Below are 22,869 nucleotides of genomic sequence, written 5' to 3' on the forward strand. Positions count from 1 at the left end.
CTACCTCAAACTTATTTCTCCTCTACTTTCATTAATCGAGAAAATACCCAATCTAATCTATAAAAGATGATTCTTCGTCGAAGTCACTGAACTGAAATACAGCATTCTCAAGTTTGTGAACTAAATACCTAATTAACCTAAAGATCACTATAACCTAATTTCTATGCCTAAAGTATACCTTTACTTACTTGTGTAACTTTCATTTTCTCCAAAAATACAGACCTCCTAATCATTTCTGACACTCTTTTACCCCTTTGGAGGATAGAGAACTATCATACAACAATCTTTAAAACCTAATTTAAATGCAACGACTTCAAATTGTAGACTTCTTAAAGGGCTACTCTATTTTCACAATCATGATTTTTCATTTCCTACAATACTTAGATGTGCCTAGTCCACTAGATAAAGCCATCTGTTTTGGAGGAACTGGTGTACACCTTTTTGTACTCCTATCGGGTTTCGGACTCTACTACTCATTTATCCAAAAGCCGCTCAAATATTCTGTATTTCTGAAAAGAAGGCTTTCAAAAGTATATGTACCCTATATCTTCATCGTATTACTTTCAGCTCTAATCTCCGTTTTCACTCCAATTTATGAAAACTCATTATACTCTTTAGGCGGACACATATTTCTCTATAAAATGTTTGATGAAAGCATTATGGTTTCGTACGGATATCAACTTTGGTTTATGTCTATGATTCTTCAATTTTACTTGAGTTTTCATCTACTCATTTGGCTGAAATCGAAATTAAAAAACAGCCTTTTCCTAATTACAAGCTCAGTGATAAGCTTAAGCTGGGCAGGATTTGTACTGCTTATTGGTAAAGGAGATGAACGTATTTGGAGTAGCTTTTTCTTACAATATTTCTGGGAATTTGCATTGGGTATCGTGATTGCCGAAAAAGTATACAAAAAAGAACGCTTGATTGGTGAAAACTTCAGACATAGCTTTTTCCTTATCACAGGGCTTATCTGCTCCGCTATTTATGCCTATTTAGCATTAGTCGCAGGTGATTTTGGCAAACTATTTAATGACTTCTTTGCCTTAACAGCCTACGCATCTTTAGCTATTTATATTTATAACTTGAACCTAAAAGCAATAAACTCATTCTTTCTATTCATAGGAGAAATTTCACTTTCAGTTTACCTACTTCACATACTTCTTCTGCTTAGTATTTCTGTAATGGCAGATCATTTGGGAGCTACTTACATTGTCATATTCACTTTACTAACAATTGCTCCTATTTCAATGATTTATCAACGAATGATCAATACTTTTTTTAGAATTAGTAAACTCTAAGTTTTATATAAAAAAAGAGAATCTTCAGTATTGAAACAAACTGAAGATTCTCCCTCTTTAGGCTTTTACAACTATCTTATTTTTTATCTACTTACTCCGTAATGAACATCCAATTCTTCCACAATAGCATAAGCTTCCTGAATCAAATCGGATGGATAATCATTGACTTGAAGAATCCGAATCGCATTTCTATTTTTCAGTTTTCCTTGCTTCAGTTTATAATCGAAGTCAATTGTATTTTCACTCACAGCTTCACTAAAATGATATTGCTCGTAATCGTTCGCTAATAGTTCTGTCAGTTCAATATCATGAGTTGCAACAAATACAAAGTTATTTGGAGAAGCTAATTTAGATAAAACAGCTTTTCCTGTTGCTATACGTTCAATTGTATTCGTTCCTTTAAAAATCTCGTCTAGAAGAAATAAGTTAGAACTATCATGGCTAGCATCAAGTATTTCTTTTATCCTCAGTACTTCCTCAAAATAATAACTCTTATTATTCATTAGATCGTCGCTGATTCGGATTGCTGAATGCAAACGCAATCGGGGAAATATCATAGATTTTGCAAAACAAGTATTGATTGTCAGACCTGTTAGCACACTAACTCCTATTGTTCTGATGAAAGACGTTTTTCCCGACATATTAGAACCTGTCAGTAAAATTGACTTATCTACTAAATCAATACTATTCGTCACACAATTCGGAATTAAAGGATGATAAACCTGTTCTGCACTTACTCTTGATGCATTTAAAGAAGGGAATGAATAACTTGACAAACCACTTCTCAACGAAGCAACAGATAACAAACAATCAATTTCTCCCACAAAACTAAATACCTCTTCACATTCCTTTCTTTGATGTTCCAAACGCCTTAAAACCGAGAATAAAAAAATTGGCTCTAATAGAAAACCTATTTTTAAGAGTTCAATCAACCACCAAAGAATAATTCCGTACTCTCCTTGCATTGAACTCTCCAATCTGAAAAATACCATTTTACGTCTGATCTGATTCATTTCTTGTATGGCACCTTCCAACTTAGGATTGAGTTGTTTGAATACATCTTTTTTGTAAAGCCTTTTTGCGACTAGGCATAAACTAAAAAAATGAGGGATAGCTCCGATGTAGTTATATACCGTTTTTTTATTCCAATAGTGAATAATGGAATTGATAGAAAAAGTTGCTAAAAATATGATGAATAAGTTGGGCTGAGCAAATGAAAATAATAGAGAAGTTACTCCAATAAAGGAAAGCATCGGGAAAATAGAAAACCACTTAGGAGCTTGTACAAATTCAGATTGAAATAAATCTGCTAAAGAATAAGCTCCCCTTTTATTCAGTTTCGATAATTCTAACTGTGTTTCAATCCTAAATTCTTCATCTTCAGTAAAAATATTTATCAACCGTTCCTTGTATGACAAAGCATGATCGCCTTGAGGTATCGTTCGTAGTTTATGATAAAGGTACTGTTGACCAACCTTAGAATTTGTACGATCTAGAAACATAAACAGTTCTTCAAAATCTAGATCGCTACACACTTCTTCCGATATGACATGAAATGCGTTACTCTTATCTTTTCGATTAAAAAATTGAGTGATATCATTGAAATAAAAGCTTTCATCTTTCAATCTCCCAAACGAATCTTTTAAACGTGTACGCTCTTTTGTTTTTCCCATTCCTAAAGATTTCAAAAATCAACTAAAATGATATAACGTAATATTAAACCAAAATTTTATAAACTACTGATTATAAAGTTTAACTTAGAATAGTTTTTAAATCTTCAATTATTTAATCTTATGAAAAAACTAATACTATTTTCTTTCCTCGCTTTTCTACTTTTTGCTTGTGAGACTCAAGATGTTGATCCGATAAGAGAAGGTGGACGTACAGTTGGTGTAGGTCAAATGTCAGCTGAAGGAGGTCGTACAGTAGGCTCAGGACAGAATACTGTGATCTTAGACGATGATGATGACGAAGAAGAAGAGAAAAAAGACGTTTCTACTGAAGAGTAGTAAACAATAAAAAAGTCCAAACTTACAACAAAGTAAGTATTGGACTTTTTGTTTTATAAACTTCCACTGAAAAAGTGGCTATATTATACTTTTGCGGTACCTTCCACTAGCTCGTGAGCTTGATCCCAATCCATATTTACAATCGGAACTGAGTACAAGGTTGGCATATTCTCTTTGTATTTTTTATTCAGGAATGTATCTATTTTTTCAAATAACAAGGCTTTTGTCTTTCCCATTATTAAAAACTTAGACTTACTCACTATTTCTCCTTCTTCATCGGTGGTCATTTCTTCAATCTTGGAGGAAATTGCATTAATGATCAATTTGTTTTGAAGAAGATCTGTAATGATCTCATTTGCTTGTTCTTGATTATCAGATACGATGTGAAGTACTATCATAATGCTCGCGTTTGGTCATCTTATTCAGAATAATCTATTGTCATTGCCATTTTCACAAAACTGAAAAACAATGACTTAGGGTTACTTGAAATATAATACGCTTTTTCTGGTTTGAGGTTGTGAATCTTACATCAAGAAAATAGTAAATAATCAAATTCCACTCTTTACAGCAGTTCTAAATAATTAAACACAACTCATTTTCTTGCCCTTCAATATTCAAAAAGTATTATACATTCTTGATCTCAAAATAAATCAAATTTTTTCTCACTGACTTTCAATCAGTTGAAATACTTCTAATAAATAACATTGTCTACAATGTATTTTTCATTGTCAATACTTAGACTACTAACTACCTATTTTAATAATTTCTAAATACGATAAATTTAAATTTCATCTTATTCTACTTTACACAATGAAAACAAGAATGTTATCAAGCATGAGTCTATTTATGATTGGACTCTCATTATTCACTTTTTCGGCTTGTGAAGAGTCTACATCAATCGAAGAAGAAACACAAACCAGCTCTGAGAATACCATTACCGTTATAGACACTTTGTTTAAAAATGAAGTGAACATGTCTGACTTCAATTTTATAGATGAAGAAAATGGCTTTATTCAGATCAATAGTGACCAAAATACACTCACCTATCTAACCACTGATGCTGGAGAAAACTGGGAAGAAGTAGCTGTTGATTACACGAATAGTGAAGAAAAATTCGAACAATTAAATTTAATCGCACCGAACACATTTGTCACTTACAGTAGAACCAATCAGCGATACTACATCAGCCATGACAAAGGCACAAACTGGCTCCCTGTTTCAGATCAACGATTGGATGGTATTAGTCTTGCCCCTAATGGTAAACTAATCGGTTTTACCTTCCAACAGGAAATAATAGAGGGAGAAGTTGAGGTCTTCTACCAAGTTTATATCTGTGAAGACTTTAGCTCAAATCAATTGACATGGATACCTAAAGGACGTATTTCTTCTGACTATGGTATTCCAATATGGGCAAAAATGTCATTCCTAGATGACGGTAGCATGTACTTAGCTTTAGAGAATACCTCACTGAATTTTGCATCATCAAATTACATTGCGAAAAGCACAGATGGAGGAGAGTCATGGACAATTACAGATGGTGAAATTCTAGGAGATATTTTCAAGTTTACCTTTTTAGATAAGCAAATTGGTTATGCTGTCGGCACATTTAACTCATTGCTAAAAACGAATGATGGCGGTGACTCATGGGCTGAAGTTACAGACTTAGATATTTCAACTTGGAGCACTGAAGTGTATATCTATCAAGACTATATTGTTGTCCCTACAATGTCTAAAACTTTTTACTCTGAAGACCTCGGCAATACATGGCAAGAGGCAAAAGGAATTGACTTTAGTGAACTTGTAACTCGCAACGGCTTCGGACATGGTCAATATTATTACTATGTCACTTCTGGCAAAGAACTTCTTAGAGTAGATATTACTACTCTTATAGCTAGAGACTAATAGAAGTAAGGGGCTTGCCCCAAGCCAAACCTTACTCGTTTAAGGTTTGGCTTTTTCTTTGGTTTTTAGAATGACCTTCTCTAATTTTTTGAAGAATCTATTCACCGCCTTCTTGTGGAAAAATTAAGGTATATAAACCTATAATGTATTCGCTCACATGTAAATGTCTGATGATTGATCCTAAGAATAGACGACTATTTTTATAGGTATATTTTTGCTCAGATAATCCCTGAAGCTGAAGGTTAATTCCTTTTTCTACATAAGCATCTATTGCCTTGTTTTGCTGCTGAAGAACTGAAAGCGTATTTCCATTTGATGGTTGTATCTCATTATTAAATACCTCAAAAAGTGAGATATACTCATGGAAAGTACCAATTTGTAAGTCGTCCAAAGGAGTATGCATATTCAAGACATGCTGTTTTGCTAATTTTATAGCTTCACTCAACTCTCTTAGAATTTCATTTTCTTCCACATAAAATGTCAATAGGATTTTCCCTGCTTCCAGATCTTTAACTTCTACATTTCTGAGTTGACGAATCAGTGCGGCTTGATAATACAGATTCTGTTCATTGTGTTTCGATACCACATCATCCAGCTCTTTGATCGTCTTATGGTCATATTTGATGATCGCATTCGTTAATTTCTGTTCAAAATCAAATACATAATTGCTCAAATCTTTTAACTGTTCTTCCAACGCCTGCCCCAATTCCTTCTGAGACATCACATACCAATTTGTCGGTAACTGAATCGCTATTTCAGCCTCAACTTCATTATTGGTCAATCGGTTAACCATAAAAATCCCAAAAGCAGAAAGTATAGTAATGATTACCACTCCTACAAACTCGTAATAATATACGATCACAGCTAATAGAGCAGAAATACCCAATGCCGTAAGAGCGGTAATAAACCAACCTAAAATCACTGTAAATACCCCTGAAACACGATATACCGCACTATCTTGATTCCATGCTCGATCGGCCAAAGATGTACCCATAACGACCATAAATGAAACGTACGTAGTCGATAGTGGTAATTTTAGACTTGTTCCTAAAGTGATTAACCATGCTGCAACTATGAGATTGACCGAAGCACGAACAAGGTCAAAAGCAGGTGGCAATTCCTTCGCACCTACATTAATCCTCTGCTCTCGCTTATACCTTCTTTCTATTGCTATTTTGATTGCCTCGGGCACCAAAGATGTTATCACTTTGGTTATCGCAGTCACAAACTTGATCGCTCCTCTAGATGCTATATTTCCATTAAAACGTTCCACTCCATCGGCTTGTCTACTCAGGTTTACAGTGGTCTGAATAACATTCTTGGCTTTTTTAGATGTCCATAAAACAAGCGACATAATAATCCCTGCAGCCACCAAAAGAACTATGACAAAAGGAAGTTGCTGCGTAGCATCATTGAAAACCTCCATTTTGTATGCTGAAGCAGAAACTCCTGTATCTTTCCAAATCACAAAAGCCTCTAAACCCGCGAGTGGCACACCTATAAAATTGACAAGGTCATTACTAGCAAAAGCCATTGCCAAGGCAAATGTTCCCAACATGGTAATGACCTGAAAAGTATCAAATCCTTCTTTTTTAGACTTTAAAAAGAAAAATAGAAAGGCCAATGTAAAAGTGATAAGAAACAGCCCTAGAGTATTTGAACTTAGAAAAACGAGAATCTCACTATTTTTTAGTGGTGAATGCTTGAAGGCCACATTTACGATAAAATTGATCACAATAAATACCGATAGTCCTCCAAAAATAGAACCTCCTATCCGCATGTGTTTCTTATACTCAAAAGTGACTGCCAACCTCAAAATATACTGCACCAACCATCCTACCGAAAAGGCAACCAATACCGATACAAAAATGGCGACAATCATCTCTCCTGCCTTCTTTGTATTAATAAACTCCAACCATTCATTTACAGGAAGTCCTTGGTCATATACAATCAGAAATGAGGTTGCTAAAGAAGCACCTAATAGCTCAAATACAATAGATATGGTTGTGGAAGTAGGAAGCTTCAGAGAGTTGAATAGATCTAAAAGAAAAATATCTGAGACCATTACCACAACATAAATAAAAATGATATTCTGAAAGCTGAAAAGTGATGGATTGAAAATGCCTTTTTTAGCAATTTCCATCATGCCACCCGAGGAAATAGCACCTAGAAAAATACCACAAGAAGCAACGATGATAATTCGCTTGAAACTTGCGGCTTTTGAACCCACAGCAGAAGTCAGAAAGTTTACAGCATCATTGGATACACCTACAATCAGATCAAAAATGGCTAAAAGTAGCATTAATACGACAATGACCAAGTAGTAATTTTCCATAAAACTTCTTTCTCTAAAAATAGAGCTATGATATTCTTTTCTATCAGAATAAGATACATGAAGCTATCGGAAAGAGTTCTTGATTTTTGAGTATAGTATTACATCCATCAGAAAGTTAATCTTCTGTTGATCTTGAGCGGAAAAATCAATAAGTACCAAAACTTCTAAGTCTTTTTCCCATCTCCAGATGATGTCTTCTGCTCATCCTCATCTTCTTTATTTACAAATTGTGAAAGGATAAGAAATATGGTTAGTATCATGGATATTACACCTAAGTAATCACCATACTTTGAGTAAAACGTCAATCGATTATTCAATAGAACTTCTCCTTTTAAAGCTCCCATTGTATCATAATCCAACTTCTGATAAATACTTCCCTTGGTGTCAATAAATGCAGAAACACCCACATTTGCTGAGCGAATTACAGGTCTTCGATGTTCTATGGCACGAAGTCTCGCATAATTGAGGTGTTTTTGATAACCTCTAGTATTTCCCCACCATCCATCATTTGTGATAATGGTGATAATTTGTGCACCCTTTCTCACAAAATCTCCTACATAGTCACCATAAACCGATTCATAACAAATAATTGGGGCTACTTTCACCCCAAATGCAGTTTCGAGAACCTTTATATCATGATTTTTTACAGAAGGACGAGGTGTTCCATGCAAGTCTAGCACGAAAGAAGATAAGGCTGGAGAAAAAGGCATTGTTTCTTCTCCAATAACCAACTTGGATTTATAATAGAATTCCACTGGAGCACTTTTCTTTGTAAAAAGAGCAGCATTGAAAGCATCAATATACCCCAAGCCTTCTATGTGATACGCTTCTTGACTCCCTTTCTTACTTCCATAAACGGTATAGGTATCTGCCCCTGCCAAAATTGAGATGTAAGGATATTTTTTATACCAATTTCTAATGGTATTAATCTCATCATACCGTCGGATATAAGCATCTTCAAAACCACTTACCATAGAGGTTTCTGGCCAAAGGATTAAACGCACTTTATGACTCAAAACACTTTCAGACAGTTGCATTAAGCGCTCAAACTGCAAGTCACTTGCCATATAGGTATCCTTGGCGGAAGTATTTGTTTTCTTATAATTCAGCTTTTGTGCATAAGGATCAATATTGGGCTGCACGGCTATTACCGTGATGGACTTATCTGTAGAATAGGTTCCAAAATTCAATAGAAATGACCAAACCGATGGAATGAATAAAACCAAGAAGAAACCGATAAGTCCACGTTGTTGGAATAGCACTTGATAGAACCACACATTCAGAAGAACTACCCACAAAGAGCCGCCTAAAACTCCCGTATATTCATACCATTGTACAAGAATGGGTACACCCGAAAATAGATTTCCCAAGTCTAACCATATCCAAGCAAATGGTCCATACTTATGAAGGTACTCGAAGGCAAGCCAACAACAGACAAAGGTGAAAGGACCCAATTTGTCTACTGACTTCTTTTTTATGGTATGATAAACCAAGAAAGGCAAGGTTAGTAAAGCGGTATTGATGAGCCATGCTAGAAAGGATAACCAAGAAGCTACATTCCAAATCCACCAATACACGCCTAAATTACAGATCAGAAAACTGACAAAGACAAATTTGAATAATGCCCATGTACTTCGTTTTGCCCCTCTTTCATAAAGAAGGTTTTCAATCTCTAGTAAAGGTGTGAAAATAATTGGGACTAATATGATAAATGGGGTATACCATACTGCTGCCGACATCAAGCCGCTCAATATACTGAGTATCCAGAAGTAACTTCTTTTTTTACGCAGTTTACTGAAATTGATATTCAACATAGTCAGTATCTATTTGGGGATGGAGTTTAAGGATAAAATAGATTTTTATTGAATGCAGTTCTTTTGAGTGCGAAAAAGCAGTCAATTTATGATTCCTCTCCGTTCAACAATTGTGATGATCAACAATTCACTAAACTTCTATTTTTTGCTCGATCTCTGAATTATCAACAATTGAATAAAAAAAAAGCTCTAAAAGTAATTGAGATTTCTTTTAGAGCTTCAGAATGAGTTTAATCTACATCCTTATATTTATTTTTCTTTTCCTTTTTCTCTATCGGCTTTCCTTCTACACAGAGCACAATTTCACCTTTCACTCCTTTGGCTTCAAAATGAGCAATCAGTTGTGTTAAAGTACCTCGGGCATTTTCTTCGTGTAGTTTAGAGATTTCCCTAGAAACACATGCATTTCTTTCTTCTCCGAAAACTTCCGCCAACTGCCCCAAGGTTTTCAGCAAACGATGTGGTGACTCATAGAAAATGATCGTACGTTCTTCTTCGGCTAAAACTTGGATTCTTGTCTGACGCCCTTTTTTATGCGGAAGAAAGCCTTCAAACACAAATCGGTCTACTGGAAGTCCTGAGTTAACTAAGGCTGGTACAAAAGCGGTTGCCCCGGGTAGAGTTTCAACTTTAAGCTCTGCTTCTGCACAAGCTCTAACCAAATAAAACCCTGGATCAGAAATAGCTGGTGTCCCTGCATCTGAAACCAAAGCAAACACTGTCCCTTGTTGCATTCGTTCTATCAAACGGGCAGTAGCTTTGTGTTCGTTGTGAGCATGGTGGCTCTCCAACGGCTTTTGAATATCCAAATGCTTTAGAAGTTTTCCCGAGTTTCGGGTATCCTCAGCCAAAATCACATCTGCCTCTTGCAAAATGCGAATAGCCCTCAAGGTAATATCTTCAAGGTTTCCTACAGGCGTAGGGACAATATATAAGGCTGTTTTTTCCTCCATAACTTCAAAACAACAAAAAGCTCCAATCCTTACGGATGGAGCTCTTTTCTATGAAAATTTATTTTTTCGCTCAATTATTTGTTGATAACTACTTTACGCAAGATGCTATCAATCACATCTCTTGTAGTTACCCCATCCGCTTCTGCCTCATAATTTAGCAAAATACGGTGGTTCAAGATATCGTAAGCTACATCTTTTACATCTTCTGGAAGTACATAATCACGTCCGTCCATAAATGCAATCGCTTTTGCCGCTCTGTGCAAGTTGATTGACGCACGAGGAGAAGCTCCAAACTGGATATATTCAGCCTCTTTGTCTAATCCGTATTGTTTAGGGAAACGAGTTGCGAAAATCAAATCGATGATATACTCTTCCAAAGTTTCAGAGACTTTCACCTGATTGATCGCATCACGAATCGCAAAGATATCTTCTTTTGATAGAATTTGTTTTACTTCATCCGTAAAGTGAAGGTTTGACATACGTCTCATTACTTCAAGCTCATCTTCCTTCTGAGGATAATCGATGTAAACTTTTAGCATAAAACGGTCAACCTGTGCTTCAGGAAGTGGATAAGTACCTTCTTGGTCTACTGGGTTTTGTGTTGCCAATACCAAGAACGGACGATCCAATTTGTAAGTTTCTTCGCCAATTGTTACTTGTTTCTCTTGCATGGCCTCCAAAAGAGCTGCTTGCACTTTGGCTGGCGCACGGTTGATCTCATCAGCTAAGATCAAGTTTGAGAAAACAGGACCTTTCTTTACTTCAAACTCTCCTACACGTTGGTTATAGATCATTGTACCAATAACGTCGGTAGGCAAAAGATCCGGCGTAAACTGGATACGTTGAAAATCCAAATGTAAAACGTTAGAGAGCGTGTTAATTGTCAAGGTTTTAGCAAGACCAGGAACCCCTTCCAAAAGAACGTGTCCATTGGTAAAAAGCCCTACTAAAAGTCTATTGACCATATAATCTTGTCCGACAACTACTTTGCCGACTTCAGCAATTACATCATTGATTTTTGTGTGCAATGCACTTGTATTGACCGGATTTTCCACTATTCCAAACGTTTAAAAACTCAATACTTAGGCTACTTTTCAGTGCCATAATTCTTTCAAATATTGAATTTAAGAAATTCACTGTTTTGCACTTGGGGTTTAATATTTCTTAACACCCTTTCTGTGCTTTATTCTAAGTTTTTAGTAGACTGAAGTTATTCTACTGCAATCATTTCCACTTCTTCCAACTCATACAAAAGGCTCAGAAAGTCATTGCGGTTTACTTTAAGCCTTCCTTTTATTGTTACATATTGATTTACCCAAGAACGTTCTCTTTCCAAATCTGTCTGCAATACCGTTTCTGGTCCTGCCCCACCACAGAAAAAACAAGATGTAAATGGCAATGAAGATAAGATAACGGTATTGTCTTCGGTATCAATAGGCATTACATAACCCGATAAGGTAATTTCTTGCCCCTCAATCAAGTCTACTTTAGGACCAAAAGAAGCAACTGACACCTCCATTTGAAGGGTTTCATCAAAACCTTTCTTGATTTTGATATCAGAAAGCGCCTCCCATACACCTTCAGAAGTACTGAAGTCTGGAAATTGAGCCATTGAAGTAGAATTTATCAACAGGAAAAGAGCTGTGAATAAAAAATATACCTGCTTTGAGATCATGGTTTGACGATTAATTTTTGCACCTATATAAATCGTAAGTTAATAGAATAAATACAAATCGGACTTGTATTGTTTAAAATCTTCAAGTCCTTCCACTTATTGGAAGCTTTTCATTATCTTGAATAGTACAGAATTATCCTATCCATTTTTTCATCATTTTTTAAACAGAGGATATGTTCAAAAAAGCCACTCCACAAGACCTCAGCGATGCGGTTCGTTTACTCTTTTTTTCAGCTCCCGATATGCTAGATTACGTTTTTGCAGATCGGAAGACTGGAAATGCCTTGGCTTTTCTTGGCTATGCTTTTAAAAACGGAAAAGGTCTCTTTGGCTACAAAAACCAATACATTCTGTCCACTTCACAAGAGGAAACCATAGCCCTACATTACCTATCTCCACCCGAAAAACGAATTCAACATCATTCTGACACTCTTTCTCAAATATTCCACTTTTATAGCTTCTTCACAGCATTAAAAGTTGCGATTCGCTATTTCAGAGTTTATTCATTCCAATCATCCGCTACCTACTTTTCAAGTATTGCGTTTATTCCTTTCACTACAAATTTAGAAGAGCTCAAACACCTTCTTTACCTTTTTGAACACCAAGTAAAAGCAAGTCCACTTACACTTAAAACGGTTGTTTTTTCGAGTACCAGAAAAAATAGTTTAGAACAACTAGGTTACCACTTGATCAAGAGAAAAAGTACAAAGCTCAAGAATAACTACGGAAAAGTTCCCCACACTTATGTTTTAGAAAAGCACATCTTCAACTTTGAGATACAGCATTAAAGTTTGAAATGACCAAATGGTACACAAGTAAGAATATTTCCTCTTTTGCTTCATTGATTGAATTTATTGTAGCTGTTCTTGATTCATGCATATAGAGAAACAGCTATTAAACAAACTTTAGCTGGCCTAATACAAACTTTAACCATTATCAAGAAACTAACATGAGAAAAACTTACTCTTGTTGGATAGTAAGCATTTTGCTTCTATTCAGCCTAAATACCTATGCTCAAACAGTAAACCCATGCGACTGTGCAGAGCCAGAAGGTAAACCCACCGAAACTGAAATCGACAATGCTACCAATGGAAATGCACTTACAAACTTCACAGACGGTACATTTATAATCACGACAGACCGTACTATTAATTCCAGTGTTTCTTTCGGGGGAACTGTCACTCTTATTATTGACGAAAATGTAGATGTTGATCTAACAGGTATTAATAACTACAACCAAACGGAATTGACGGTCTATGTGCGTACGGGTGCTAGTTTTAAGATCAAACCCAATAACCTCAACAATCGAATTTTCAATATTTTTAATGAAGGCAATTTTGAGTTTGATGGAAATGATACGGTCAATTTGGGCGCTAGCTCGGTAGTCTTCAACGATGAAGATGCATTTTTCCTTTCAGATGGAGAATTCAATATTCAAACCGACAACAACCTCAATGATGATTTGAGTGGAGAAGTTGTCAACTTTGGAAAAATGATTTTTGATCAAAAGATCGATGTGATTAATGACATGGAAGTCTGTAATACCAATGTTCTGATCAATGTTGGAGAACTATCCATGGATGGTATTCTAAGAAATACAGGTGATATTATTTCTACAGAAAAACTCAGCATTGGAAGTACAGGTATTGGGTATAACTGTGGCAGACTACGAACAACTAAAATGGATGACTTGACAGGAAGTTATTATAATTATTGTCTAACCATTTTAGACGATGGAAAACTCGCTATGAATGCTAGCAGTTCAAGTCAAGTTTTAGAAAATAATGGAGTATTTGTCATCAATGGCCTTTTCGAGGTTGGCTCAAGTCAGACCGTAAATCTAAACGACATGTCTAGGGTTTATGCCAGTGGTATTACGCTAAACACCGCCAATAATTTAACTTTTGACGGAAACTCACACTTTAGCAGATCAACACCATCATTTCTTCTTGCACAAGGCAGTACCGAATATAATACCTTCATTTCTGATTGTATAGCTGGAAACTCTCCAAACAGTGATGACATGTTTGATATCGAAAGCTTTTCAGATGCTAGCGGATCAGTAAATATAAATGGCTCTCCTCAAGGCTCTAGCGGAGCGATCGTTTATTTATGTAACTTCAGTTCAGGTTCTATCAGTAGCCTAACAGCCAACGGTGTCACTACCGTAAACGGAGATTGTCCTTCATCTGGTTTCCTAATTTCACGCGCAGGTAACTCGATCTTAAGATTTACAAGTAACCTCAAGAAGTCATCTGAATTCAGCAGCATTGTGACAAACTTAGATTTCTCTGCTGATTGTAAAAAAGTAAGAGCTTGTCTAGAATTAACCGCATCTGAAAAATCGCCTGCACTCTCAAACTACAAAGTTTGGATTCCTAGTGACCTTACAGTTTCAAATATTCAAGTAACTTATGATGGATCAAACAGCTCTGTTTTCCCTACAAATACAGGTAATTCAGAAGAATGCATTGATGGAAACAATGGCGCAATTGTATTTACTGTAACAACAATTGGCTCAGGATTTAATGGAAATGGCTTCAAACTAGATGATTTTGGCTTTGTCGATAATTGTACTGATCGGAACGAAGTTGATGACAGTAGCTTTGGTACATTGAAAGTATCTTTTGATCTGGAGCAATCCACTGTCTTTGGTTTTAATGATTTGGTCTTAAATGTAGACCCAAAAGCTAGTAATGATGCCGCAAATCTAGACTTTATCCGTTTGGCATGTGGAAATGTACTTCCTGTCTGTATCACAGATATTTCACTTCCAATCCAACTCATTTCATTTAATGCCAAGAAAAATGAAAATAGTGTTTTACTAGAATGGGAAACAGCTTCTGAAATTGACAATAAACTTTACGAAGTTCAACATTCGGTAGATGGCATCAACTTCCAAAAACTTGGGGAGGTTTTCGGAAATGGAAGTTCTGAACAGATTATTGCTTATGAGTATGAAGACCAAGAGCCAGTAATGGGCATGAACTTCTACAGATTAAAACAAGTCGATTTTGATGGAGGCTACGAATACTCTTCAATCGTAAATATCAACTTCAATCCTTCTGAAAAACTAAAGCTGATTCCATATCCACAACCAAATACCTCACAGCTTTTCATTAAAAACCTTCGTTTGAAAACACTATCTGAAGTAGATGTCAAAATCTATGATCTCACAGGAAATTTGATTTTAACAGATCATCTCATTTCCAATCATAATCAAATAGATACATCAAGTCTCAGAGCAGGTATCTATATTGTAAAAATCATGTACGAAGGAAAAACAGAAAGCTTCCGAATGGTCAAAGCTTCTATAGAATAAAATACCTTATCCCCCTTTCCTTTGAACTTTGGGAAAGGGGATATTTTTTCATTAAAATTGCAACCTCTACTTTTTTACAACATCTTTTTAGCTGTAAGCTAGAATTACCCTAGACTATTTTCATGCTAATTTTTTAATAAAAACATGACCAAACTATTATTACTACTCACTTTTCTACTGACCAATACATACTTGGTCTTTGCCCAATACACGATTAAAGGAAATGTCAAATCTGAGAAAGGTGAATCATTGCCCTACAGTAACATCATTTTACACCCAAAAGACAGTAAAAAGATTGAAGGATCAGCGGTCTCCGATGACAATGGTGTTTATCAAATCACTAATATTGAAAAAGGAGAATATTGGATGGAAGTTGTCACCCTAGGCTATACTTCTTTTTCTACAGATCCTTTTCTACTAGACACAGACAAAGTACTAGATTTCAAACTTGCTGAAGACGTAGAAGTACTAGAAGAGGTAGCCGTAAAAGCTACCGTCAATAATATTCGGGAAACTGCAGGAAAACTTGTGGTAGACTTGGCGAGTTCAAGCCTAGTAAATACCAACCTTCAAGACGTAATGAAGAAGATTCCTGGTGTCATCATGATGAACGGTAGATTGAGCTACGGAGGACAACAAGGAATTCGTATTTTAATCAATGGGAAATCTACAAATTACATGGATACCGAATCTTTACTTCAAGATTTCCCTGCCGAGAATATTGAGAAAGTAGAACTAATACAGAACCCTGGAGCTGAATTTGAAGCAGAAGGCTCTGGTCCTATTATCAATGTTATTCTTAAAAAGAATGCAAAGTTTGGTACTCATGGAAATGTAAAACTCAACTTGGGTTATGACAATCAAGAAGAGTATGGAAGTAGCTTTGCTATTGGTGGATTGAAAAATAAAATCAACTGGCAGTTCAACTCTGGCTACCGCAGAAGTTCTTGGTTAGATGACCTTGAGATTGAACGTACCGTTAAAGATGACATTTACACCCAAAAAACGTACTCACCTTACTATCCGCAATATGCCCGAATGGGAGGAAGCTTAGATTATTACCTCAATAAATTCCATACGGTTGGCCTTAGCAGTAGACTCAGACATTCTGATTCTGAACGTATCAATGAAAATAGAACGACGATTTCAGAAGCAGAGCAAAAAAATGAGTTGCTCACCAATACCCGTTATGACAATAACTCAACAGTATTTAATGTCAATCCATACTATCAATTTGAAAAAGATAAACATTCAATCAATTTCGATTTGAACTACGTTTCGTATGCAAATTTCAACAACAGCACCTTATTTGAAGTTGGCGGAGAAGGGATTCCTTTTGATGATTTGAACTACGAACAAGACGGTACTTATCAGATCGTTACTGCAAAAGGAGATTATAAATGGACTAAAAATGACAATCTTACATTTTATGCAGGAAGCAAATACGATGTTGTAGAAACGGGAAGTGATCTTAAAACTTATGTTTCTGAAAATAATGAATTTATTTTTGATGAAGCTCAAAGTAACCTGTTTACCATCAATGAAGAAATCTTTGCCCTCTATTCTAAAATAGATGCGAAGTACAAAGACTGGGATTTTTCGGGTGGTCTGCGCTGGGAGTACAGTGAAACTAAAGGTGTTTCCCAAAATACAGAAACACAGTCAAAGCCTCGTATCATCTCAAAGCTTTTTCCGAGTATGAGTATCGGCCGAAAATTGAGTAAACACTTCGGCACAAACCTCAATTACAACTACCGAATTTCTCGTCCGCCTTACAGTTCACTGAATACTTTTGTGTATTATTACGACCCTTACACCTCAGAACAAGGAAATCCGAATATCATTCCTCAGTACACAAATAGCCTTCAATTTAGCTTGACTTATGACGAGCAACCTTTCTTTAGTGTTGGCTATAAAGAAACAAGTGATCATCTTTTCGAATATATTTCTCAAGATGATGAAACAGGGCAGATTTCTAGAGCTTTGATCAATATAGATCATTACAACAATTGGAATATCCGAGCTTTTGCACCTCTAAGTTTTCATAAGAAAATGGATGGTTATACAGGATTTATAGTCAACTACAATGAGTATTTGGATGACCAATTAACGCCAATATTAGATTTATCAAAATGGTCTCTGACGTGGTACACAAGCCTTGAATATGAACTCCCTTGGGATATACATTCTGAACTTTCAGCATATTACGTAACAGGAGGACTTGAAGGGCAAATCGAACATGATTGGATTGCAGACATTAGTTTTGCATTGAGTAAAAGCTTCGCAGAAAATAAGTATAAGGTATATCTGGGTATAAACGACATTCTCAATCGAACTTTCAATGGAACAATCAACAGTAATCAAATCAACGGTAGATTAGTCAATGATTGGTCTCGACAAAATGTTTACATGTCTCTAACCTATAACTTTGGTTCTGACTTTAAGAAAAAAGGACGCAGAAGAAATTCTTCTCAGGATATAGAAAACAGAATTAAGAGCAATAATTAGGGAACGTGCTAAAACGAAAAAAGCATTCTGTCACTTCTACAGAATGCTTTTTTCATTTATAAATTATAAGATTATTCCACTTACTTGGAAAGGGTGTTTAGAATTTTTCATCCACAAGGCTAAGAAACTCCATCAATTCTTCCGAACTGTAATCCCACTCATATCTTTTACCATAAATATCTTTCAAATTGGTTAAAGCCGTATGGTAATTCGGGCATTGATCAACCATTTCGATAGCTGCAGTATAATCAGCTATATTCCCACCAAAAAGAATAGATTGGAATCTGAAACGCATATTCAAGTTGATACTCTCAGCTAAAGACACACCTTGCTGTTTCTGTAAACTTTCTAGAAGTGTTGGCGTCTGCTCTTCAGATTTTAATTGATCATTCAAGCTTTGTTCTTCACTTTCCTCTGCTTTTGCTTCGGCTATTTTTTCACTTAAAGCAGCTTCCTCAGCAGTAGGAATTTCGACTTCTTGTACTTTCTCCTCAACTTCCTCTAGTGGCTTTTCTTCAGCCGTATCTAAATCAATAAATTTAGAAAGACGAGATTGCTCACTTACCGTAGTAGGTTCTGGTACATCTTCATTAATTAGATGTTCCTCATCACGGTTATCGTCTAAGGCAAAAACAGCTTCTATTTTTGAATTTGAATCAGGAATCTCTGTTTGTGGAGAAACATAATCAGGATATAGTTCATATATCCCAACTGTTATCACATCATTGAATTGCTGTAAAATCGGATAAGGTTCTTCCCAATTTGATTTGTGTGAAGCAAAAGTTCGTTTGGCTACGGCAGCCACTTTCTGACTTTCAATAAAGTCTCCGTCACTTGTAAATCTGTTCGATAAATCCTCAACCATTTCCTTATGTACCTTCATGTATCGGAACAAAGGAATTAAGTACTGCTTGATGTCTATGAGTTTCTGTTGGGCTGAGAATAATTCTTCCAAATACTCATCTGGTTTCAGAAGAAAATAGAGCGTATCTTGAACGGCTTCTTTTACTAGTGGCTTGAAGTCTTGCTCATTAATAGAAATATTTTTAGAAAGCTCATTCATTAAACTTCCAAAAGCCTTTTTAACCGTACTTGCCTCATAATCAAAAAATGGACTTCTGATCTTCAGCATTTCCTCTTGCCAATGTTCAAATATTCTACGAATAATAAAATAATTGACTTGCTCCACTCCTGTAAAGGAAACAATTTGGCTTCCTGAAATCACCTCATTTGTAGAAAAAAAAGAGGTGCAAACTTTATCTGCAAACTTATCAGCGTATGTCTGAATCGCCGATAGATTAGGTTTTGAACTCATAAACTTTAGGCTTTAGCAAAATGTGTTACACAACAATTATGCTACTCTTTTCGTTAAGTATGAAAAATCGTGAGAGCGTATGCCACATATAACCATTACGAATCTCCACAATAAAGTTATAAAATTTAAGGGAAATCAAGAGACTACTATACTTCAAATCCTTCAAGCATCCGATATAGACTGGATGCATGCTTGTGGCGGCAAAGGACGTTGTACATCATGTAAGGCGGTCATCGAGGAAGGCTCGAGCAACATTGCTCCTCCTACACTTTTTGAACAAAAGATGAAAGACATCCGAAGACTCAATGATGATGAAAGACTATGTTGTCAGGCCATCGCAGAAGGAAACATTGAGATTAAGGTTCCTGAAGACTTTAAATTTCCACATGTGGAGTACTCAGATTAACGTTTTTTTTTAAAACTTCCTCAACGAAGACCTCCCAGTTCCGACTCGGGAGGTCTTTCTAGTTAGACATAAAAAAAGCCGAACTATTCAGTTCAGCTTTTATATTCTAGATTTATCTATTCTTTCAGTATCATTCTACTTCGATACCTCAGTGATCGCACGCTGATTTTCTAAGTAGCTTTCGATATTATTTAGACCATCTGTAAAACTCTTTTCCAATTGTGGTTCTACCATCATACTTCCAATGATCCTTCTGATTGGATTCATCCCAAAATCAGACTCCATTGACCATACGACAGTAATTCCTTCAGCATCTTCATGAAGAATAAACTCGCCACGATCTTTGGTATCAAACTCAGGCATTGAGATCTCAAACACAAGATCATGTCCTAAGCTTTCTTCAATGATATCAATCTGACCGTTGCCAATATTTTTATTGTCACTCTCCCATTTCATCCAAGCTCCTGCGCCTATCGAACGATCAGAAAACTCATATTTTGCATTTGGGTCTATCTGATACCAAGGCGACCAGTTATTCCAATTTTTGAAATCATGGATTTGGTCGTAAACAAGCGTTTTATCAGCTTTGAACGTGTGAGCAACTTCTACATGAACCTTTTGGGGGAAGATGTAACCAACAAGGACTACGACTGCAGCTATCGCCATAACCGTAAAAAGAATTTTTTTTAGCATATCGAACAAATGTTTAGCGGAAAAAGTATTAAGGTTTTATTATACAACGATTAATATTCAGTCTTATTATTCTGATTACAAATAGTTTAACCCGAACATGATAAACAATCAGGATCGTCCAACGAACAAGAGTTCCCCTGTATATTCTGCTGCTCTTTTTCTTGCTCTTTTGCTTTTTTCAACTGCTCTTTATCTACCGTAAACTTAATCGCATCCGTAGCGGCTTTCGTTCTGAGGTAGTACATTCCTGTTTTTAGTCCTTTTTTCCATGCATAGAAATGCATCGAAGTTAACTTCCCGAAGTTAGGGTCTGAAACGAAAAGATTCAAGCTTTGACTCTGACAAATATACGCTCCGCGGTCTGCAGCCATATCTATGATACTTTTTTGGCTCAATTCCCATGAAGTTTTGTACAAGTCTTTCAAATTCTGAGGAATACGACTGATGTTTTGAATTGAACCATTTTCAGCAATCAACTCATTTTTCATCTCATCATTCCATAGCCCTAGCTCTATCAAATCTCGGAGTAAGTGTTTATTTACAATCGCAAACTCCCCAGACAATACTCTTCGATTGTAAATATTTGAAGTATACGGCTCAAAACATTCATTGTTTCCTAAAATTTGAGATGTAGAAGCAGTCGGCATTGGTGCCAAAAGCAACGAATTTCTCAAACCATGTTGTTTAATTGCTCTCTTCAATGAAATCCAATCCCATCTTTCTGATTTCGGTACCACATTCCACATATCAAACTGAAGTATTCCTTTCGATGCTGGAGATCCTTCAAAACTCTTATATGCTCCATCTTTCTTTGCCAATTCCATAGATGCGGTCAATGATGCAAAGTAAATCGTCTCAAAAATAGCCTCGTTTAAGCCCTTCGCCTCTTCAGAATCGAATGGCATTCGGAGCAATTGGAACGTATCTGCCAAACCTTGTACCCCAAGCCCTATGGGTCTATGACGCAAATTCGAATTTCTGGCTTCAGGGACAGGATAATAATTCCCATCAATGATTTTATTCAAATTTCGAGTCATCACCTTCACGACATCAAATAATCGCTGATGATCAAACTGTCCGTTATTTATATACTTTGGAAGCGAAACAGATGCTAGATTACAGACTGCAATTTCATCTGGCGCTGTATACTCCATAATTTCAGTACACAGATTCGAAGAGCGGATCGTTCCTATATTTTTCTGATTCGACTTCTTATTTGCGGCATCTTTATACAGCATATAAGGCGTACCTGTCTCAATTTGACTTTCAATAATTGAGAACCACAAATCTTGGGCTCTTACCGTTTTTCTTGCTTTACCTTCACGCTCATACTTTTCATATAAACGTTCAAATTCCTTCCCATAACAATCCGCCAAACCAGGAGCTTCATTCGGGCAGAACAAAGACCACTCTTCATTTGCCTCAACCCTTTTCATAAATAAATCAGAAATCCAAAGGGCGTAGAACAAGTCTCTTGCACGCATTTCCTCTTTTCCATGATTTTTCTTCAACTCCAAAAATTCAAATACATCGGCATGCCAAGGCTCTAAATAAATTGCAAAAGCACCTTTTCTCTTTCCGCCTCCTTGATCTACATATCGAGCTGTATCATTGAAAACTCGAAGCATCGGGATGATTCCATTCGAAGTACCATTCGTTCCTTTAATGTAAGAACCTGTTGCTCTAATTTTATGAATGCTCAAACCGATTCCCCCTGCCGATTGAGAAATCAATGAGCATTGCTTAAGTGTGTCGTAAATTCCTTCTATACTATCTTCCTTCATCGTGAGTAGAAAACAGCTCGACATCTGAGGTTTTGGGGTTGCTGCATTGAAAAGTGTAGGAGTCGCATGAATAAACCACTTTTCAGACATTAGTTGGTAAGTCTCGATTGCAGCATCAATATCATCTAAATGAATACCGACTGCCACACGCATCAGCATATGTTGCGGACGTTCCACGATTCGTCCATTGATCTTCAATAAATAAGATCGCTCAAGTGTTTTGTAGCCAAAGTAATCAAACTCAAAATCACGGCTGTGGTCTATGGCTTTATCCAATCGGGAAGCATTATTTCGAATAACCTCATAAGCTTCTTTCGAGATCATTGCTGCATTTTCTTGAGTAATTTCGTCTTCATAGGTATAAAGACGTTTCATTGTATTTGAAAATGAAGGGCTAGTTTCTTTATGTAGATTAGTGATCGTGATACGAGATGCCAATTTTGCATAATCGGGATGTTTTGTGGTGAGTGAAGCAGCAACTTCTGCCGCCAAATGATCTAGTTGTACTGTTGTCACGCCATCATAAAGACCATTAATGACCTTCTTTGCGACTTCTATCGGTTCTATAAATCTTCGATCTAAACCATCGCACAGATTTTCGATTCGGGTTGTGATTTTATCAAACTTAACACTCTCGCGTCTTCCGTCTCTTTTTATTACTAGCATAGCTTGAAGTTGAGTTTTTGGATTAAAAGTGAATGCGTCAATGGAGAAATTATCTCTGGGTTGTAATCTCTGTTCCTTAATGTAAGAACAATTAAAATAGCTTATTTTCTAAATGAGTTATTGTTTTTTTATAAAAACAGATAAATATTCCCTTATAAGTGACCTATATGTAATAAATGCAGCATA

17 protein-coding genes are annotated in these 22,869 nt (G+C 36.2%); 7 read left to right on the forward strand and 10 right to left on the reverse strand.

Annotated features, from left to right (window positions below):
• Positions 1-302 precede the first annotated feature (302 nt).
• Positions 303-1,301, forward strand: coding sequence for an acyltransferase family protein (locus BC781_RS11415; RefSeq protein ID WP_109617671.1), 999 nt, complete (start codon positions 303-305; stop codon positions 1,299-1,301).
• Positions 1,302-1,384: 83 nt separating this feature from the next.
• On the opposite strand, the gene BC781_RS11420 is transcribed toward BC781_RS11415, so the two are convergent.
• Positions 1,385-2,974 carry a MutS-related protein gene (locus tag BC781_RS11420; protein ID WP_109617673.1) on the reverse strand — a complete coding sequence of 530 codons (1,590 nt, stop codon included), beginning with the start codon at positions 2,972-2,974 and terminating at the stop codon, positions 1,385-1,387.
• Between the two features lie 120 nt (positions 2,975-3,094).
• Here BC781_RS11420 and BC781_RS11425 point away from each other — a divergent pair, with 120 nt between their 5' ends.
• Entirely contained in the window at positions 3,095-3,310 is a 216-nt protein-coding gene (locus BC781_RS11425) for a hypothetical protein (RefSeq protein WP_109617675.1), read from the forward strand.
• Positions 3,311-3,393: 83 nt separating this feature from the next.
• Here BC781_RS11425 and BC781_RS11430 read toward each other — a convergent pair whose 3' ends face one another.
• On the reverse strand, positions 3,394-3,708 hold the full coding sequence (locus BC781_RS11430; protein ID WP_109617677.1) for a divalent cation tolerance protein CutA: 315 nt from the start codon (positions 3,706-3,708) through the stop codon (positions 3,394-3,396).
• Between the two features lie 412 nt (positions 3,709-4,120).
• Between BC781_RS11430 and BC781_RS11435 the strand changes: the two genes are divergently transcribed.
• The gene (locus BC781_RS11435; RefSeq protein WP_146201675.1) at positions 4,121-5,212 is read left to right on the forward strand and encodes a hypothetical protein; all 1,092 of its coding nucleotides are present in this window, start codon (positions 4,121-4,123) and stop codon (positions 5,210-5,212) included.
• A 97-nt stretch (positions 5,213-5,309) separates the two neighbouring features.
• Here BC781_RS11435 and BC781_RS11440 read toward each other — a convergent pair whose 3' ends face one another.
• The 5 genes from BC781_RS11440 to BC781_RS11465 all read right to left on the reverse strand — a co-directional run bounded on the left by BC781_RS11440 (position 5,310) and on the right by BC781_RS11465 (position 11,926).
• Positions 5,310-7,547, reverse strand: coding sequence for an inorganic phosphate transporter (locus BC781_RS11440; protein ID WP_109617681.1), 2,238 nt, complete (start codon positions 7,545-7,547; stop codon positions 5,310-5,312).
• A 164-nt stretch (positions 7,548-7,711) separates the two neighbouring features.
• Positions 7,712-9,361 carry an apolipoprotein N-acyltransferase gene (gene lnt / locus BC781_RS11445; protein WP_109617683.1) on the reverse strand — a complete coding sequence of 550 codons (1,650 nt, stop codon included), beginning with the start codon at positions 9,359-9,361 and terminating at the stop codon, positions 7,712-7,714.
• Positions 9,362-9,591: 230 nt separating this feature from the next.
• The gene (gene rsmI, locus BC781_RS11455) at positions 9,592-10,314 is read right to left on the reverse strand and encodes a 16S rRNA (cytidine(1402)-2'-O)-methyltransferase (RefSeq protein WP_109617686.1); all 723 of its coding nucleotides are present in this window, start codon (positions 10,312-10,314) and stop codon (positions 9,592-9,594) included.
• Between the two features lie 74 nt (positions 10,315-10,388).
• Entirely contained in the window at positions 10,389-11,342 is a 954-nt protein-coding gene (locus BC781_RS11460; RefSeq protein WP_109618024.1) for an AAA family ATPase, read from the reverse strand.
• 182 nt (positions 11,343-11,524) lie between these two features.
• On the reverse strand, positions 11,525-11,926 hold the full coding sequence (locus BC781_RS11465; protein WP_146201676.1) for a DUF3299 domain-containing protein: 402 nt from the start codon (positions 11,924-11,926) through the stop codon (positions 11,525-11,527).
• 236 nt (positions 11,927-12,162) lie between these two features.
• Between BC781_RS11465 and BC781_RS11470 the strand changes: the two genes are divergently transcribed.
• From BC781_RS11470 to BC781_RS11480, 3 genes are all read left to right on the forward strand, one after another.
• Positions 12,163-12,777: a hypothetical protein gene (locus BC781_RS11470; protein WP_109617691.1), complete on the forward strand. Its 615-nt coding sequence runs from the start codon at positions 12,163-12,165 to the stop codon at positions 12,775-12,777.
• A 161-nt stretch (positions 12,778-12,938) separates the two neighbouring features.
• The gene (locus BC781_RS11475) at positions 12,939-15,311 is read left to right on the forward strand and encodes a T9SS type A sorting domain-containing protein (RefSeq protein ID WP_109617692.1); all 2,373 of its coding nucleotides are present in this window, start codon (positions 12,939-12,941) and stop codon (positions 15,309-15,311) included.
• 144 nt (positions 15,312-15,455) lie between these two features.
• Entirely contained in the window at positions 15,456-17,819 is a 2,364-nt protein-coding gene (locus BC781_RS11480; RefSeq protein WP_109617694.1) for a TonB-dependent receptor, read from the forward strand.
• Between the two features lie 97 nt (positions 17,820-17,916).
• Here BC781_RS11480 and BC781_RS11485 read toward each other — a convergent pair whose 3' ends face one another.
• Positions 17,917-19,134 carry a hypothetical protein gene (locus BC781_RS11485; protein ID WP_109617696.1) on the reverse strand — a complete coding sequence of 406 codons (1,218 nt, stop codon included), beginning with the start codon at positions 19,132-19,134 and terminating at the stop codon, positions 17,917-17,919.
• A 79-nt stretch (positions 19,135-19,213) separates the two neighbouring features.
• Here BC781_RS11485 and BC781_RS11490 point away from each other — a divergent pair, with 79 nt between their 5' ends.
• A complete protein-coding gene (locus BC781_RS11490; RefSeq protein ID WP_109617698.1) occupies positions 19,214-19,540 on the forward strand; it encodes a 2Fe-2S iron-sulfur cluster-binding protein in 327 nt (108 codons plus the stop codon).
• 135 nt (positions 19,541-19,675) lie between these two features.
• Here BC781_RS11490 and BC781_RS11495 read toward each other — a convergent pair whose 3' ends face one another.
• Both BC781_RS11495 and BC781_RS11500 read right to left on the reverse strand, forming a co-directional pair.
• A complete protein-coding gene (locus BC781_RS11495) occupies positions 19,676-20,233 on the reverse strand; it encodes an SRPBCC family protein (protein WP_109617700.1) in 558 nt (185 codons plus the stop codon).
• An 86-nt stretch (positions 20,234-20,319) separates the two neighbouring features.
• Entirely contained in the window at positions 20,320-22,683 is a 2,364-nt protein-coding gene (locus BC781_RS11500) for a ribonucleoside-diphosphate reductase subunit alpha (protein WP_109617703.1), read from the reverse strand.
• Positions 22,684-22,869: the final 186 nt, after the last annotated feature.

The organism is Sediminitomix flava (assembly GCF_003149185.1).
Lineage (GTDB): Bacteria > Bacteroidota > Bacteroidia > Cytophagales > Flammeovirgaceae > Sediminitomix > Sediminitomix flava.